The organism is Nocardia jinanensis (assembly GCF_014645735.1).
GTDB lineage: Bacteria > Actinomycetota > Actinomycetes > Mycobacteriales > Mycobacteriaceae > Nocardia > Nocardia jinanensis.
The window spans coordinates 1-14,125 of sequence record NZ_BMMH01000042.1; the positions used below are offsets into that span (position 1 = coordinate 1).

10 protein-coding genes and 1 rRNA gene are annotated in these 14,125 nt (G+C 67.2%); 7 read left to right on the forward strand and 4 right to left on the reverse strand.

Going from position 1 to position 14,125, the window contains the following annotated elements; all coding sequences use genetic code 11:
* Window positions 1–100: 100 nt before the first annotated feature.
* The 3 genes from rrf to IEY68_RS34880 all read left to right on the forward strand — a co-directional run bounded on the left by rrf (window position 101) and on the right by IEY68_RS34880 (window position 1,651).
* Window positions 101–217: ribosomal RNA gene (gene rrf / locus IEY68_RS34870) — 5S ribosomal RNA — on the forward strand.
* Window positions 218–648: 431 nt separating this feature from the next.
* Entirely contained in the window at window positions 649–1,335 is a 687-nt protein-coding gene (gene nucS / locus IEY68_RS34875; protein ID WP_058855138.1) for an endonuclease NucS, read from the forward strand.
* A gap of 10 nt (window positions 1,336–1,345) precedes the next feature.
* A complete protein-coding gene (locus tag IEY68_RS34880) occupies window positions 1,346–1,651 on the forward strand; it encodes an Rv1322 family protein (RefSeq protein ID WP_058855137.1) in 306 nt (101 codons plus the stop codon).
* Between the two features lie 526 nt (window positions 1,652–2,177).
* Here IEY68_RS34880 and IEY68_RS34885 read toward each other — a convergent pair.
* Both IEY68_RS34885 and mce read right to left on the reverse strand, forming a co-directional pair.
* The gene (locus tag IEY68_RS34885; protein ID WP_058855136.1) at window positions 2,178–3,194 is read right to left on the reverse strand and encodes a coiled-coil domain-containing protein; all 1,017 of its coding nucleotides are present in this window, start codon (window positions 3,192–3,194) and stop codon (window positions 2,178–2,180) included.
* A gap of 86 nt (window positions 3,195–3,280) precedes the next feature.
* Window positions 3,281–3,754, reverse strand: a complete 474-nt coding sequence (mce, locus tag IEY68_RS34890; RefSeq protein WP_039822866.1) for a methylmalonyl-CoA epimerase — start codon at window positions 3,752–3,754, stop codon at window positions 3,281–3,283.
* Window positions 3,755–4,135: 381 nt separating this feature from the next.
* On the opposite strand from mce, the gene IEY68_RS34895 reads away from it, so the two are divergent.
* The 3 genes from IEY68_RS34895 to IEY68_RS34905 all read left to right on the forward strand — a co-directional run bounded on the left by IEY68_RS34895 (window position 4,136) and on the right by IEY68_RS34905 (window position 6,675).
* Complete coding sequence (locus IEY68_RS34895; protein ID WP_058855135.1) at window positions 4,136–5,314, forward strand: acetyl-CoA C-acetyltransferase; 1,179 nt, start codon at window positions 4,136–4,138, stop codon at window positions 5,312–5,314.
* A 79-nt stretch (window positions 5,315–5,393) separates the two neighbouring features.
* Entirely contained in the window at window positions 5,394–5,762 is a 369-nt protein-coding gene (locus IEY68_RS34900) for a DUF3817 domain-containing protein (protein ID WP_058855147.1), read from the forward strand.
* A gap of 61 nt (window positions 5,763–5,823) precedes the next feature.
* Complete coding sequence (locus IEY68_RS34905; RefSeq protein WP_058855134.1) at window positions 5,824–6,675, forward strand: tetratricopeptide repeat protein; 852 nt, start codon at window positions 5,824–5,826, stop codon at window positions 6,673–6,675.
* Window positions 6,676–6,720: 45 nt separating this feature from the next.
* Here IEY68_RS34905 and glgB read toward each other — a convergent pair whose 3' ends face one another.
* Both glgB and IEY68_RS34915 read right to left on the reverse strand, forming a co-directional pair.
* On the reverse strand, window positions 6,721–8,877 hold the full coding sequence (gene glgB, locus IEY68_RS34910; protein WP_058855133.1) for a 1,4-alpha-glucan branching protein GlgB: 2,157 nt from the start codon (window positions 8,875–8,877) through the stop codon (window positions 6,721–6,723).
* A gap of 7 nt (window positions 8,878–8,884) precedes the next feature.
* Window positions 8,885–10,888 (reverse strand): alpha-1,4-glucan--maltose-1-phosphate maltosyltransferase, encoded by a 2,004-nt coding sequence (locus tag IEY68_RS34915; RefSeq protein WP_058855132.1) that lies wholly within the window; start codon window positions 10,886–10,888, stop codon window positions 8,885–8,887.
* 414 nt (window positions 10,889–11,302) lie between these two features.
* Between IEY68_RS34915 and glgP the strand changes: the two genes are divergently transcribed.
* Window positions 11,303–13,843, forward strand: coding sequence for an alpha-glucan family phosphorylase (glgP, locus tag IEY68_RS34920; RefSeq protein WP_189094701.1), 2,541 nt, complete (start codon window positions 11,303–11,305; stop codon window positions 13,841–13,843).
* Window positions 13,844–14,125: the final 282 nt, after the last annotated feature.

Consider the following 14,125-nt stretch of genomic DNA (forward strand, 5'->3'; position numbering starts at 1 on the left):
TGTGCAGTATCTGAAACAACACACAGATACAGAAGACACCACACGATCCATCCATGGTGATGGGGGTGTGGGTGGCTCTCTGTGGATAGTTTCATAGAGTTACGGCGGTTATAGCGGCAGGGAAACGCCCGGTCCCATTCCGAACCCGGAAGCTAAGCCTGCCAGCGCCGATGGTACTGCACTCGACAGGGTGTGGGAGAGTAGGACACCGCCGGAACATATTTCCCTTCAGGGGCCCACATTGTGGGCCCCTGAAGGCGTTTTCGGGGCAGTTGTGAAAGATTTTTCCGGGGCATGCTCGTCGTGAGCCGGCGGAATCTGGCTGCGGTACTTTCTCTTTCGTGTTCGTCGGCGGGGGGTGTGATTCAGCGCGGGCGCGGACTCACGCACATGGACACATGCGAGAACGCTTTCGAAGTAGGGGCTCCATGAGTCGTCCGAATGCGATCCGCCGATCATCGGGGCTGTGCGGATCCTCGGGCGCCTGGTCGGTCGCCGATACCAGCTCGGAGCCGGGTCCTTCACCACCGAGCCGCGATGCGGTAATCGTGAACGCTAGGAACCGAAGCCTCCGCTGGAGCGGAGTGCGGTGTTTCCCTTCTCGGGCCCTGGCTCACGGGCGAGGCGCACTGTCCTAGACTCTGCCGGATGCGACTCGTGATTGCTCGTTGCCAGGTCGACTACGTCGGGCGGCTCACCGCCCATCTGCCGATGGCTCGCCGGCTGCTGATGATCAAAGCGGACGGGTCGGTGCTGGTGCATTCCGACGGGGGGTCTTACAAGCCGCTGAACTGGATGAGCCCGCCGTGCTGGCTGGACGAACGGGCCCCGGACGCGGCAGCGGAGACTTTGAAGGCACTGTGGGTGGTGACCAACAAGGCGGGGGAGGAACTGCGGATCGGTATCGAGGAGATCGAGCACGATTCCAGCCATGAACTCGGGGTCGACCCCGGTCTGGTGAAGGACGGGGTCGAGGCGCATCTACAGGAACTACTGGCCGAGCACGTGGAAACTCTGGGCACCGGCTACAGCCTCATCCGGCGGGAGTACATGACGGCGATCGGGCCGGTGGATCTGCTGTGCCGGGACGCGGGCGGGCGGACGGTCGCAGTGGAGATCAAGCGCCGCGGCGAGATAGACGGAGTGGAACAGCTCACCCGATACTTGGAATTGCTGAACCGGGACCCGCTGCTGACGCCGGTCGCCGGCGTTTTCGCGGCACAGCAGATCAAACCCCAGGCGCGAACACTGGCCGAGGACCGCGGGATCCGATGCCTCACTCTGGATTACAACGCCCTACGTGGGACAGAGAGCAACGAATTCCGGCTCTTCTAGACTTGGAACCATGCCACGACGAAATCCGCGCAACGCGCGCTCCAGGGCGGAGCCGCCGCGGACGGGCCCCGGGCTGGGCGATGTCTACCGGCGGACCGAATCGGGGCCGGACGGGGACGAGTACGTAGTCCGCACCGTTCCGGGGGCGCGTGCGGTGAAACGGTACCGCTGCCCGGGCTGCGATCACGAGATCATGCCGGGGGTCGCACATGTGGTGGCCTGGCCGGCCGGCAGCGGTGAGACCGACCGCCGGCACTGGCACGGTGGCTGCTGGAACGGCAGGCGGACCCGCGGGATCACTCGGCGCTGGTCCTGAGGCGTGAGCCGTACACCTGAGACTCGAGCTGGGCACCCGGTGGATGTCCGAGCAATAGAGCGGGATCGGTGGCGACGGCATTCCGCGCTCTCGCCGCGCGCCAGGAGAAAGTGTGTGCCACCGGCAGCGACGCACTGCATGGCCGCGATGGGCCTTATCCGGTCCGGCCGGGCAGCGCTGTTGGTGGTGGGTGCGGAGAAGATGACGTGTCGGCGCGTGGCCCGCAGTAGTTCGACTGGCCGGGCGGACCGGACCGGATCTCCGGGGCAGCGTCCGGTGGTGCCGCCCTGGCCTGCGGTGCTGCCGGATACGGCGTTCCTTCCAGCGATCGCTGTCCGGCCGTAGCTCACCGCTACGTCGGTTGTCTCGGTGAAGTCCCCACAGTTCCGGTGATCGGACGCGATGGACCGATGACCGAGCCCTCATATCCCCCATCGCCGGACGGCCGGGGAAATGAGGAAGGCCGCCCTGTGGGGGCGGCCTTCGGATTGATTCGTGTTGTCGCCGTGTACGTCCCGACAGCAGCTCAGCGGCTGATGTCGGCGTTCTCGCGCTCGTCCTCGACGATATCGTCGGATCCGTCTTCGGAGCTGAACTCGGGGATAGCCTTCTGACGCGGGCCGTTCACGGACTTGTTGCTCTGGCCGCTGCCGATGGACTTACGCGGCTGCTCGGGCACACCGTCGAGCAGTTCGCTCTCCCGGTTGACGGCGGCGAGCATGGCCGGCACGGAATCGAGCTGGCCGCGGATGCCGAGCAGCTGGGCCAGGACCCGGCCGCGCAGCACGCGCATCTCCTCGGCCAGTTCCTTCGCGTGCGCGATCTTGCGATCGGAGGTCTGAGTGGCGGAGGTGATGAGACGGTTGGCCTCGTCGGTCGCGTCCTTGATCCGCTGTGCGGCCTCGGCGCGGCTGGTGGCCTCCAGCTCCTCCATGGCGCGGGTCAGCTTGGTGCGACGCTCGGCCATGGTGACTTCGAAGTCCTGCTGTGTGGCCTTGCGCTTGGCCTCGGACTCCTTGGCGAGACGCTCGGCGTCGGCCTGGGAGGCTTCGATGATCTTCGCGGATTCGGTACGAGCATTGGCCAGCGTCTGCTCGTACTCGATTTCCAGCGCTTCGCGCTTTTCCTTCGTTTCGGCGAGCAGGGATTCGTATTTACCGCGCATCTCGGTGGCCTGCTGCTCCGCGATGGAAACCATCTCGGCGGCTTCGGCCTGAGCGAGAGCGCGAACCTCGGACGCCTCGTCCGAGGCCAATCGCAACATGCGGGAGATGCGGTCGCTCATCCCCTCCGCGGTGGTCGGCGGTACGGACAGCCGGTCGACTTCCTTACGGAGCTCGTCGATTTCGTCGCGGGCGTCTTCCAGCTGACTGGCGAGGTTCCGGGCCTGGGCGGCAGCGGCGTCGCGGTCGGTGGCGGTAACCCGCAACTCGGCATCGAAGCGGTCGAAATAGTTACGCACCTCGTCTTGCGCATAACCCTTGCGCACAACGGTGAAGGGCAGCGCAACGAAGCGATTGCGATCGGACTCGGGTGACGACATGGGCAACAAACTACAGCCTGAGACCTGCGCATGGTGAGCCGACCGGGAATGTTATCGGAGCGTCTCCTTACAGCCCGAACTTGATACTAGTGCGTAACATTCGGATCCGGTTCCAGTAACTCGACCAGCACACCGCCAGCATCCTTCGGATGGACGAAATTGATACGGGAGTCGGCGGTTCCGCGGCGCGGCGCTTCGTACAGCAGGCGCATGCCGCGATCACGAAGATATGCGGAAACAGCTTCGATATCGGTGACCCGGAAGGCCAGCTGCTGCAGACCCGGGCCACTGCGATCGATGAATTTCGCGATGGTGGAGGTTTCGTCGAGCGGAGCCAGCAACTGTAGAGCAGTCGAATCGTCCTCGGCGGCGGGCGCGGAGAGCATTGCCTCCTGAACGCCCTGTTCCTCGTTGACCTCGCGGTGGGTTTCGACCAGGCCGAGATTTTCGGCGTACCAGGCGACGGCGGTGTCCAGATCCGGGACTGCGATACCGACGTGGTCCACCGCGACGATGTAATCGGCGGGGATGAATTCTGATGACGGGGTAGCGGTGCTCACCCTTCGAACGTAGCGCGTTCCCGCGTGGCGCAGTTGCTTACCCACCCGGATCGGGCTCGATAGAGGGCAGGTGCCGTCAAATATCGCCGGGTGATCTGTGCATCCCAGTACTCCGATCCGCGAAGGCTGCAGGCTACCGTGGAGTAGTCCGCGCCGCGCGTCGCTCTCCGGTGGCGCGCGGGATCGCGTGGTCGCATCGTGAGCCTTCCGGACGTATCCGGAGGCCGCATCGAGGCCGGCCGGGACCGGTCACCCGTGTGGGGTCGGGCCCCGGCCCAGCGGCGCCGAAGGCGACGCCGTTGAACACGGCCCGGGGTTGACAGGGCCCCGACGCCGCGGCGCCGAAAGCGCCGCAATAGATACAGCTACAGGAGGCTCGTCGTGACCAACTCCGTGATCGTGTCCGGTGCGCGTACCCCGATCGGTCGGCTGCTGGGCGGTCTGAAGGACTTCAGCGGATCGGATCTGGGCGGCTTCGCGATCGCCGCGGCGCTCGCGAAGGCCGGTGTGCGAGGCGACCAGGTCGACTACGTGATCATGGGTCAGGTGCTCACTGCGGGCGCGGGGCAGATTCCCGCGCGGCAGGCCGCGGTGGCCGGCGGGATTCCCATGGATGTTCCCGCGCTGACACTCAACAAGGTCTGCCTGTCCGGGATCAATGCGATCGCGCTGGCCGATCAGCTGATCCGGGCCGGCGAATACGAGATCGTCGTTGCCGGTGGACAGGAATCGATGAGCCGCGCCCCGCATATGCTCGAGAAGAGCCGCGAGGGGTTCAAATACGGTGACGTGACCCTGCGTGACCATATGGCCTACGACGGGCTGCACGATATCTTCACCGATCAGGCGATGGGGGCGCTCACCGAGCAGCGCAACGACGCCGATCCGATCACCCGGGCCGATCAGGACGCGTTCGCCGCGGCTTCGCATCAGCGGGCGGCCGCCGCGTGGAAGAACGGGGTCTTCGGGGACGAGGTGACGCCGGTCGAGGTGCCGCAGCGCAAGGGTGATCCGGTCGTGGTGAGCCGGGACGAGGGGATCCGTGCCGATACCACCGCGGAATCGCTGTCCACGTTGCGTCCGTCGTTCAGCAAGAACGGGACGATCACGGCCGGGTCGGCGTCGCAGATCTCCGACGGTGCGGCCGCTGTGGTCGTGATGAGCAAGGCCAAGGCCCAGGAGCTGGGTCTGAGCTGGATCGCCGAGATCGGTGCGGCGGGGGTGGTGGCCGGTCCGGATTCGACTCTGCAGGATCAGCCGGCCAACGCTATCGCCAAGGCATGTGCCAAAGAAGGGATCGCCCCGGCCGATCTGGACCTGGTGGAGATCAACGAGGCGTTCGCGGCGGTCGGTATCGCCTCGACCCGCAAACTCGGTATCGACCCGGCGAAGGTGAACGTCAACGGTGGCGCCATCGCGGTCGGGCATCCGCTCGGGATGTCGGGTGCGCGGATCGTGCTGCATCTGGCGCTGGAGTTGCAACGGCGTGGTGGCGGGATCGGTGCGGCCGCGCTGTGTGGCGGTGGTGGTCAAGGTGACGCACTGATCGTCAAGGTGTAGACCGTCTGGTTTGTCTCGAGTGACCGATGTGACCGGTTCGACTACGACGCCGCGTAGTGGCTAGGGCACAATGGGGCGCATGAACTTCCTTGGTCTGCGTACCATTGCCGGTAGGTTCCGATTTTTCGCAGTGCTCGAGGCGCTGTCCTGGTTGGGACTACTGGTGGGGATGGCGTTCAAATACCTTCCCGCCGAGGGCAACGAGATCGGGGTGAAGATCTTCGGTCCGGTACACGGTGCCGTCTTCATCCTGTTCGTACTGACCGCGCTGCTGACCTCGCGTGAGCTCGAGTGGAACTGGAAGACCACCGTGCTGGCGCTGCTGTCCAGCATCCCGCCGTTCTTCACGGTGATCTTCGAAGTGTGGGCCGTGCGCACCGGCAAGCTGGGCGAGCTGAGCGCATCCGGCGTCACCGAGTCCCCGAAGACTCTCGCGGCATCCTCGTGACAAACTGGAACCTGTGACTCGACCAGCATCCCGCCGTCCTTCACCCGCCACAGCCGCAGCCATGTCCGGGGCGGTGGATCTGTCCGCTCTGAAACAGCCACCCGCGGGTGCGGCGCCGGCCGCCGCGGGCGACCATATGGTCACCGAGGCGGATTTCGAGACCAAGGTGCTGCACCGCTCCGCCCAGGTGCCGGTGGTGGTGGTGCTGTACTCGCAGCGCAGCCCCGGCAGCATCGAACTGGTGCAGCTGCTCGAGCGGCTCGTGGGCGAGGCTGGCGGCGCTTGGGACCTCGCCGCGGTCGAGGCCGAGAGCAATATGCGGATCGCGCAGGCGTTCGGTGTGCAGGGCATTCCCACGGTGATCGCGGTGGCGGGCGGACAGCCGCTGGCCGATTTCCAAGGGACCCAGCCGGAGGCTCAGGTATCGCAGTGGCTTGCCGCGGTGGTGCAGGCGGTAGAGGGCAAACTCGAAGGCGACCCGGCGGCACCGCAGGAGGAGCGCGCGGATCCGCGGTTCGCCGCGGCCGAAGCGCTGTTGGAACAAGGCGATCTCGCGGGCGCGGAATCGGCCTACGAATCGATCGTCACCCAGGAGCCCGGCAATACCGAGGCCAAGGCGGCGCTGCGGCAGGTGAAGTTCCTGGGTCGTGCCCAGGAACTGCCGGAGTCGGCGATCGCCACTTCCGACGCGGACCCGAGCAATGTCGCCGCAGCTCTCGACGCCGCCGATGTGGAGTTGTTCCAGCAGCAGCCCGAGGCCGCGTTCGACCGGCTGATCGGTCTGGTCGCCCGGACCGCCGGCGACGAGCGCACCGCGGTACGCATCCGGTTGCTGGAACTGTTCGAACTCTTCGACCAGGCGGAACCCTTCGTGGTGGCGGCACGGCGCAAACTGGCGACCGCGCTGTATTGATCTGCGCTGCCGGGCGGGATCCCTGTTCGGCGCGTGTGCTGCTGTTCAGAGACGCGGGGCCAGCCAGACGGCACTGAGCGGGCCCAGCGTCAGCGCGGCCGAGGCAGGGCGGTCGTGCCGGCTCGTCGGATCGGCGTAGACGATACCGAGATTGCCCGAACCGGTGCCGCCGTATTCGAGTGCGTCGGTGTTCAGGATCTCGAGCCACTCACCGGCCGCGGGCAGGCCGATCCGGTAGTCGGTGTAGGTGGCGCCGGAGAAATTGCAGACACAGGCCATCGTGGAGCCGTCGGCGCCGTGCCGGAGGAAAGCCAGGACATTGTTCTCCCGGTCGTCGGCGGTGATCCAGGAATGCCCGCCGGGGGTGGTGTCCTGGCTCCACAGGGCCGGATGGTCGCGGTACACACGGTTGAGGTCGGCGACGAGTAGCTGGATACCGCGGTGCAGCGGATTGTCGAGTTCGTGCCAGTCGAGACTGTGGTCGTGCCACCACTCGCGGTAGTGCCCGAACTCCTGGCCCATGAACAGCAGTTGTTTACCGGGATGGGCCCACAGGTAGGCGAGCAGTGCCCGGACGCCGCCCGCTTTGGCGAACTCGTCGCCGGGCATCCGGGTCCACAACGTGCCTTTGCCGTGTACGACCTCGTCGTGACTGATGGGCAGTACATAGTTCTCGCTCCACGCGTACATGAGCGAAAAAGTGATCTCGTTGTGGTGCCAGGTGCGGTGCACGGGATCTCGGCCCAGATAGCCGAGGGTGTCGTGCATCCAGCCCATATTCCATTTCATGGAGAAGCCGAGCCCGCCGACCTCGGTGGCCCGGGTGACACCGGCCCAGGTGGTGGATTCCTCGGCAATGGTGACGACACCCGGATACGAACCGTGCAGACTGTCGTTCAGTTCGGTGAGGAACGCGACCGCCTCCAGATTCTCGCGGCCGCCGTGGATATTCGGCTCCCAGTCGCCACCGGGCCGGGCGTAGTCGAGATACAACATGGCCGCGACCGCATCGACGCGCAGGCCGTCGATATGGAATTCCGCGATCCAGAACCGGGCGTTGGCGACGAGGAAATTGCGCACTTCGGGACGCCCGTAGTCGAATACCAGAGTGCCCCATTCCGGCTGTTCTCCGCGCCGCGGGTCCGGGTGTTCGTAGAGCGCAGTGCCGTCGAAACGGGCCAGCGCCCAGGTATCGCGGGGGAAATGGGCGGGCACCCAGTCGAGGATGACGCCGATACCGTCGGCATGCAGGTGATCGACGAAGGCGCGGAAATCGTCCGGACTGCCGAAGCGCGAGGTGGGGGCGTAGTACGAGGTGACCTGATATCCCCACGATCCGCCGAAGGGATGCTCGGCGACGGGCAGCAATTCGATGTGGGTGAACCCGAGGCCACGCACGTATTCGCTGAGTTCGGTCGCGAGCTCGCGGTAGCCCAGACCGGGACGCCAGGACCCGAGATGGACTTCGAAAACGCTGAAGGGGGCGCGGGCGGGGTCGGTTCGGGCGCGGGTGGTGAGCCAGTTCCGATCGGTCCAGCGATGGCCGGAGTCGGCCACGACCGAGGCGGTGGCGGGCGGGACCTCGGTGGCGAACGCGACCGGGTCGGCGTGATCGGCCATGCGGCCGTCGGCCCCGTGCACGCGGTACTTGTAGCGGTCGCCGGGCGCCGCGCCGGGGACGAAGACCTCCCAGACTCCCGACCGTCCGAGCGCGCGCATCGGCCAGGTCCCGCCCTGCCAGTGGTCGAAATCGCCGAATACGGTGACACCACGGGCGTTCGGGGCCCAGACGGCGAACGAGACACCCCGCACCTCCCCGTCGAGGCCGCGGTAGGTGCGCGGATGGGCGCCGAGCACCTCCCACAGCCGCTGGTGCCGGCCCTCACCGATGAGGTGCAGATCGAGATCGCCGAGGGTGGGCAGGAAGCGGTAGCCGTCGGCGGTCACGGTGGCCGGAAGATGAGGGTGCACGGTGACGATGCGGTAGTCCAGGATCTCCGGATAGGGCAGCACGGCGGCGAAAACTCCGTGACCCACCGATTCCAGCCGATGATCGACACCGCCGACCAGCACCGACACCGATTCCGCGGCGGGCCGCAGCACCTGGACGACGGTGCCGTCGGGGTGTGGGTGCGCGCCGAGCACCGTATGTGGGTCCGGGTGGCTGCCCGCTGCGAGGAGCAGCAGGTCACGACGGTTCATCACACGGTCACCGGAAACTGCGCCGATACGCCAGAGCGATGCGCGCGTGATGGGGGACGGGCGGCAGCGCGATGATGTGGGCGACCGCGCGGGCGGGATCGAGCCGGATGTAGTTGGTCTGCGCCCAGTGGTACTGCTCGCCGCTGATCTCGTCGTGGACCACCGGATGGTCGTGCCATTCCCGGCCGACAGCGGGCAGATCCAGCGACAGCATTCCCTGTTCGGCGGTGAAGGGATTCAGGTTCACCACCACCAGGACCGCGTCGCCGGTCGCGGGGTCGATCTTCGAATACGCGAGCAGATTGTCGTTGTCGATGTGATGGAAATGCAGGCACCGCAACTGCTGTAGCGCTGGATGCCGGCGGCGGATCTCGTTGAGCCTGGTGAGCAGCGGTTCGAGCGATTCACCGCGGGCCAGGGCCTGTGCGAATGGGCGGGGTCGCAGTTCGTACTTCTCCGAATCCAGATACTCCTCGCTTCCCGGGCGGACCGCCTGGTGCTCGTACAGTTCGTAGCCGGAGTACACCCCCCAGCTGGGGCCGAGGGTCGCGGCCAGCACCGCCCGGATCGCGAACATGCCCGGGCCCCCGTGTTGCAGGCTCTCGTGCAGGATGTCGGGGGTGTTGACGAAGAGGTTGGGCCGGGCTTCGTCGGCCTTGGCGGCGAGTTCCAGACCGAACTCGGTGAGTTCGTGCTTATGGGTGCGCCAGGTGAAATAGGTGTAGGACTGGCTGAAACCGCGCCGCGCCAGACCGTAGAGGCGTGCCGGGTAGGTGAACGCCTCGGACAGGAAGACCACGTCCGGATCGGTCCGGTGCACCGCGGCGATGAGCCACTCCCAGAATTCGGCCGGTTTGGTGTGCGGGTTGTCGACCCGGAAGATCTTCACTCCCAGCCCGATCCAGTACCGCACCACACGCAGCACCTCGGCGTAGAGGCCGTCGGGATCGTTGTCGAACTCGAGCGGATAGATGTCCTGGTACTTCTTGGGCGGATTCTCGGCGTAGGCGATGGTGCTGTCGGGCAGAGTGGTGAACCATTCCGGGTGCGCGCTCACCCACGGATGGTCCGGTGCGCACTGCAGAGCCAGATCCAGCGCGACCTCCAGACCGAGCCCGGCCGCGATGCCGACGAAGGCGCGGAAATCGGATTCGGTACCCAGCCGCGGATGGAACGCGTCGTGACCGCCCTCGGCCGAACCGATCGCCCACGGCGAGCCGACATCCCCCGGACCTGCCGCGAGCGCGTTGTTACGGCCCTTGCGGTTGACCGCGCCGATGGGATGGATCGGCGGCAGATAGACCACATCGAAACCCATCGCCGCGATTCGCGGCAGTTGGTTCGCCGCGGTCGCGAAGGTGCCGTGCACCGGATTGCCGGCGGCGTCGCGTCCGCCGGTCGAGCGAGGAAAGAACTCGTACCAGGACCCGGTGCGCGCCCGCGGTCGCTCCACCAGCACCGAATACTGCGGTCCGCGCGTGAGCAGATCCCGCAGCGGCATACGACGCAGGATCTCGGCGACCTCGTCGGTGAACGCCGGAGCCACCCGCGCCGGGAGCGGTTCGTCGTCACGGAGCGCCGCCGCGGCCGCCCGCAGCCGCTCGAACTCTTTCTTCGGCACCGCCTGCGCCGCCCGGTCCAGCAACCGGGCGCCGATCTCCAGGTCGTTGTCCAGATCCGCCGCGCTCTGCCCGACCGCCAGCTTCGCCGCCACCGCCGACCGCCAGGTCGCGACGGAATCGGCCCAGCCCTCGACCCGGAAATGCCATACACCGGGTCCGGTGGGTGTGAACACGCCGTTGAACACATCGGGTTCGTAGTCGGGGGTCATCGGCACCCGCACGGACCGGGACGAGCCCGGGGCCCGCACCGCCAGAGTGGCCCCGACCGCACCGTGCCCGTCCCGCCACACCACAGCCCGCACCGGGAAGACCTCCCCGACCACGGCCTTCGCCGGGTAGCCGCCGGGGATTCGCGGGGCGATGTCATCGATGGCGATGCGGCCGGTCATCCATACACGTTATTGGCAACGACACCGGTGGCGGAAACCGGCGCGAGTGAAGTCGGCGCCTGACCAACGCGTCCACCCCGCGCTCGGGAGATGCCCCGGCCGCCCACGCCGGAAACATCCGGGGCAGAGGCGTCGGATTCGCCAGCCTGCCCCGGTCGTATCCGGCACAGCCACCACTCGGACCGGAGCACTCACAGAATCGTCAACCCGCCCGGTGATCAATGGCGCACATCCGCACATCACCTCCTGTCCTCTCCGAATGGTCCACCTCAGCGGCGGGGCCCGCCCCGGTTCTGGAGCGACGTAGCGAAGGAGCGCAGCGACTGAGCGAAGGAGTGAAGAACCGGGGTTAACAGGGCCCCGCCAGCGGCGCCGAAGGCGCCGCAAATAAACACAGCCAATAAGCTCACCGGGATGAAGGCACTGCGTCGGTTCACCGTCCGCGCCCATCTGCCGGAGCGTCTGGCCGCGCTGGGCGAGCTCTCCACGAATCTGCGCTGGTCGTGGCATGGTCCGACGCAGGATGTGTTCGCCGCGCTGGATCCGGGCCGGTGGGAGGAGATCGGGCACGACCCCGTGCGGATACTGGGGGAAGTGTCACCGGAGCGGCTGGAGGCGCTCGCCGGGGACGCGGAGTTCTGCGGACGGGTCGATGCCGTGGCGGCCGATCTGCGGGCCTATCTGGATCGGCCGGTCGCCGACTTCGGGGTGCGGGGGATCGCCTACTTCTCGATGGAGTTCGGGGTGACCGAAGTACTGCCCAACTATTCGGGTGGTCTCGGGATTCTGGCCGGCGACCATCTGAAGGCGGCGTCCGATCTGGGGTTGCCGCTGATCGGGGTGGGGCTGCTGTACCGGTCGGGGTACTTCCGGCAGTCGCTGACCGCCGACGGTTGGCAGGCCGAGCGGTATCCGGCGCTGGATCCGCAGGGTTTGCCGTTGCGTTTGCTGACCGCCGATTCTTCGCCGGTGCTGGTGCATGTGGCGATGCCGGATCGGCGGGTGCTGACGGCGCGGGTGTGGATCGCGCAGGTGGGGCGAGTGCCGCTGCTACTGCTGGATACCGATATCGCGGCCAACGATCCGGATCTGCGGGCGGTCACCGACCGGCTCTACGGCGGGGATCAGGAGCACCGGATCGAGCAGGAGATCCTCGCCGGGATCGGCGGGGTGCGGGCGGTGCGTGCCTATACGGCGGCCGCCGGGCTCGCCGACCCCGAGGTCTTCCATATGAACGAAGGACATGCGGGATTTCTCGGTCTGGAACGGATCCGCGAATACCTGGCCGCGGGACACGATTTCGATACCGCGCTGGCGGCAGTGCGCGCGGGAACGTTGTTCACCACGCATACGCCGGTTCCGGCCGGGATCGACCGGTTCCCGGTATCGATGGTCCACCGGTATTTCGGCGGGTCGTCCGGGGAATCGGAGTCGCCGCTGCTGCCGGGGATCGGGGTGGATCGGATCATCGCGCTCGGCCGGGAAGCCGATCCCACGGTGTTCAATATGGCGCATATGGGGTTGCGGCTGGCGCAGCGCGCGAACGGGGTATCGCGATTGCACGGCGCGGTGAGTCGCGACATGTTCAATCCGCTGTGGCCCGGTTTCGACGCCGCCGAGGTGCCGATCGGGTCGGTGACCAACGGCGTGCACGCCCCGACCTGGGCGGCCCGGGAATGGGGGGAACTGCTCGACACCGCCGACTGCCCGGGTGCCTGGGAGCGAATGCGCGGTCTGGAACCGGAGCAGCTCTGGCGGATCCGCGCGACCCTGCGCGCGAAGCTGGTGGGGGAGGTGCGGCGGCGGCTGCGGGAGTCGTGGCGGCAGCGGGGTGCGGCCGATGCCGAACTGAACTGGGTGGGTTCGGTGTTCGACCCCGAGGTGCTGACCGTCGGGTTCGCGCGCCGGGTACCGACCTACAAGCGCCTGACCCTGATGTTGCGTGATCCCCGGCGACTGCGCGATCTGCTGCTGGACCCCGAGCGCCCGGTGCAGTTGGTGGTGGCTGGGAAGAGCCATCCCGCGGATGAAGGCGGTAAGGCGCTGATCCAGCAGGTGGTGCGGTTCGCCGACGATCCGGCGGTCCGGCACCGGATCGTGTTCCTGCCCGACTACGACATATCGATGGCCCGGTACCTGTATTGGGGTTGCGATGTGTGGCTGAACAATCCGCTGCGGCCGCTGGAGGCATGCGGAACCTCCGGTATGAAATCGGCGCTCAACGGTGGGCTCAACCTGTCGATCCTGGACGGGTGGTGGGACGAGATGTTCGACGGCGAGAACGGATGGGCGATCCCGACCGCCGACGGGGTCGCCGACGACGAGCGCCGCGACGATCTGGAGGCGACCGCGCTCTACGAGTTGATGGAGCGGACGGTCGCACCACATTTCTACGATCGCGGCGCGGACGGGATACCGGCGCGCTGGGTCGAGATGGTGCGCCACACCCTGCACACTCTCGGGCCGAAGGTGCCGGCGGACCGGATGGTGCGCGAGTACGCCGAGCGGTACTACGCGCCGGCGGCCGCGGCCTGCCGACAGGTCACCGATGCGGATTTGGGGGGCGCGCGGGAGATCGCGGAGTACCGCAGGCGAGTGGAGGACGCCTGGCCAGGTGTGCGGGTCGTGCAGGTGGACGCGGCCGGCCTGCCGGACACTCCCGTGATCGGGGCGCGGTTGTCGTTGACCGCGCGGGTGGATCTCGGTGGCCTCGGCCCCGCTGATGTCACGGTTCAGGCGGTCCTGGGCCGGGTCTCACCCGAGGACGATCTCTCCGATACGACTGCTGTCGCGATGTCGCCCGCCGGCCGGGAGTCCGCCGAGTCCGCGCTCGAGGTTTTCACCGCCGACACTCCGGTACCGCTGTCCGGTGCGGTCGGCTACACGGTCCGGGTGCTGCCGTCTCACGAGCTGCTCGCGACGCCGGCCGAACTCGGCAGGGTGGCGAACGCCTGAATACCGCGCCGCGGCCCGCGCGGACAGTTTCTACGCCGCCCGGCCGGGACACCGATCTCGGCGAGGACGTCGTCCCACGCGGCGAACGGATCGGCGCCTTCGGGCAGATCGGCTCCGGCCCCGGATCTGTACCACTCGATCTGCCCCGACCGCACGTGCGCGGTGGCGGTGACTTCGGTTCGTAACAGCGATCGGATACCGTTCCACACTGGCGCTGCCGGGCGCCGGACCTCCCGCTGTGTACTGCGCGACCACCAGCAGGGCGTATGGGGCTGTCGCCTT

Bases quoted from the DNA above. Each gene is read 5' to 3' on its own strand.
- nucS (WP_058855138.1), top strand. From the start codon at position 649: ATGCGACTCGTGATTGCTCGTTGCCAGGTCGACTACGTCGGGCGGCTC.
- IEY68_RS34880 (WP_058855137.1), top strand. From the start codon at position 1,346: ATGCCACGACGAAATCCGCGCAACGCGCGCTCCAGGGCGGAGCCGCCG.
- IEY68_RS34885 (WP_058855136.1), bottom strand. From the start codon at position 3,194: ATGTCGTCACCCGAGTCCGATCGCAATCGCTTCGTTGCGCTGCCCTTC.
- IEY68_RS34900 (WP_058855147.1), top strand. From the start codon at position 5,394: ATGAACTTCCTTGGTCTGCGTACCATTGCCGGTAGGTTCCGATTTTTC.
- IEY68_RS34905 (WP_058855134.1), top strand. From the start codon at position 5,824: ATGTCCGGGGCGGTGGATCTGTCCGCTCTGAAACAGCCACCCGCGGGT.
- glgB (WP_058855133.1), bottom strand. From the start codon at position 8,877: ATGAACCGTCGTGACCTGCTGCTCCTCGCAGCGGGCAGCCACCCGGAC.
- IEY68_RS34915 (WP_058855132.1), bottom strand. From the start codon at position 10,888: ATGACCGGCCGCATCGCCATCGATGACATCGCCCCGCGAATCCCCGGC.
- glgP (WP_189094701.1), top strand. From the start codon at position 11,303: ATGAAGGCACTGCGTCGGTTCACCGTCCGCGCCCATCTGCCGGAGCGT.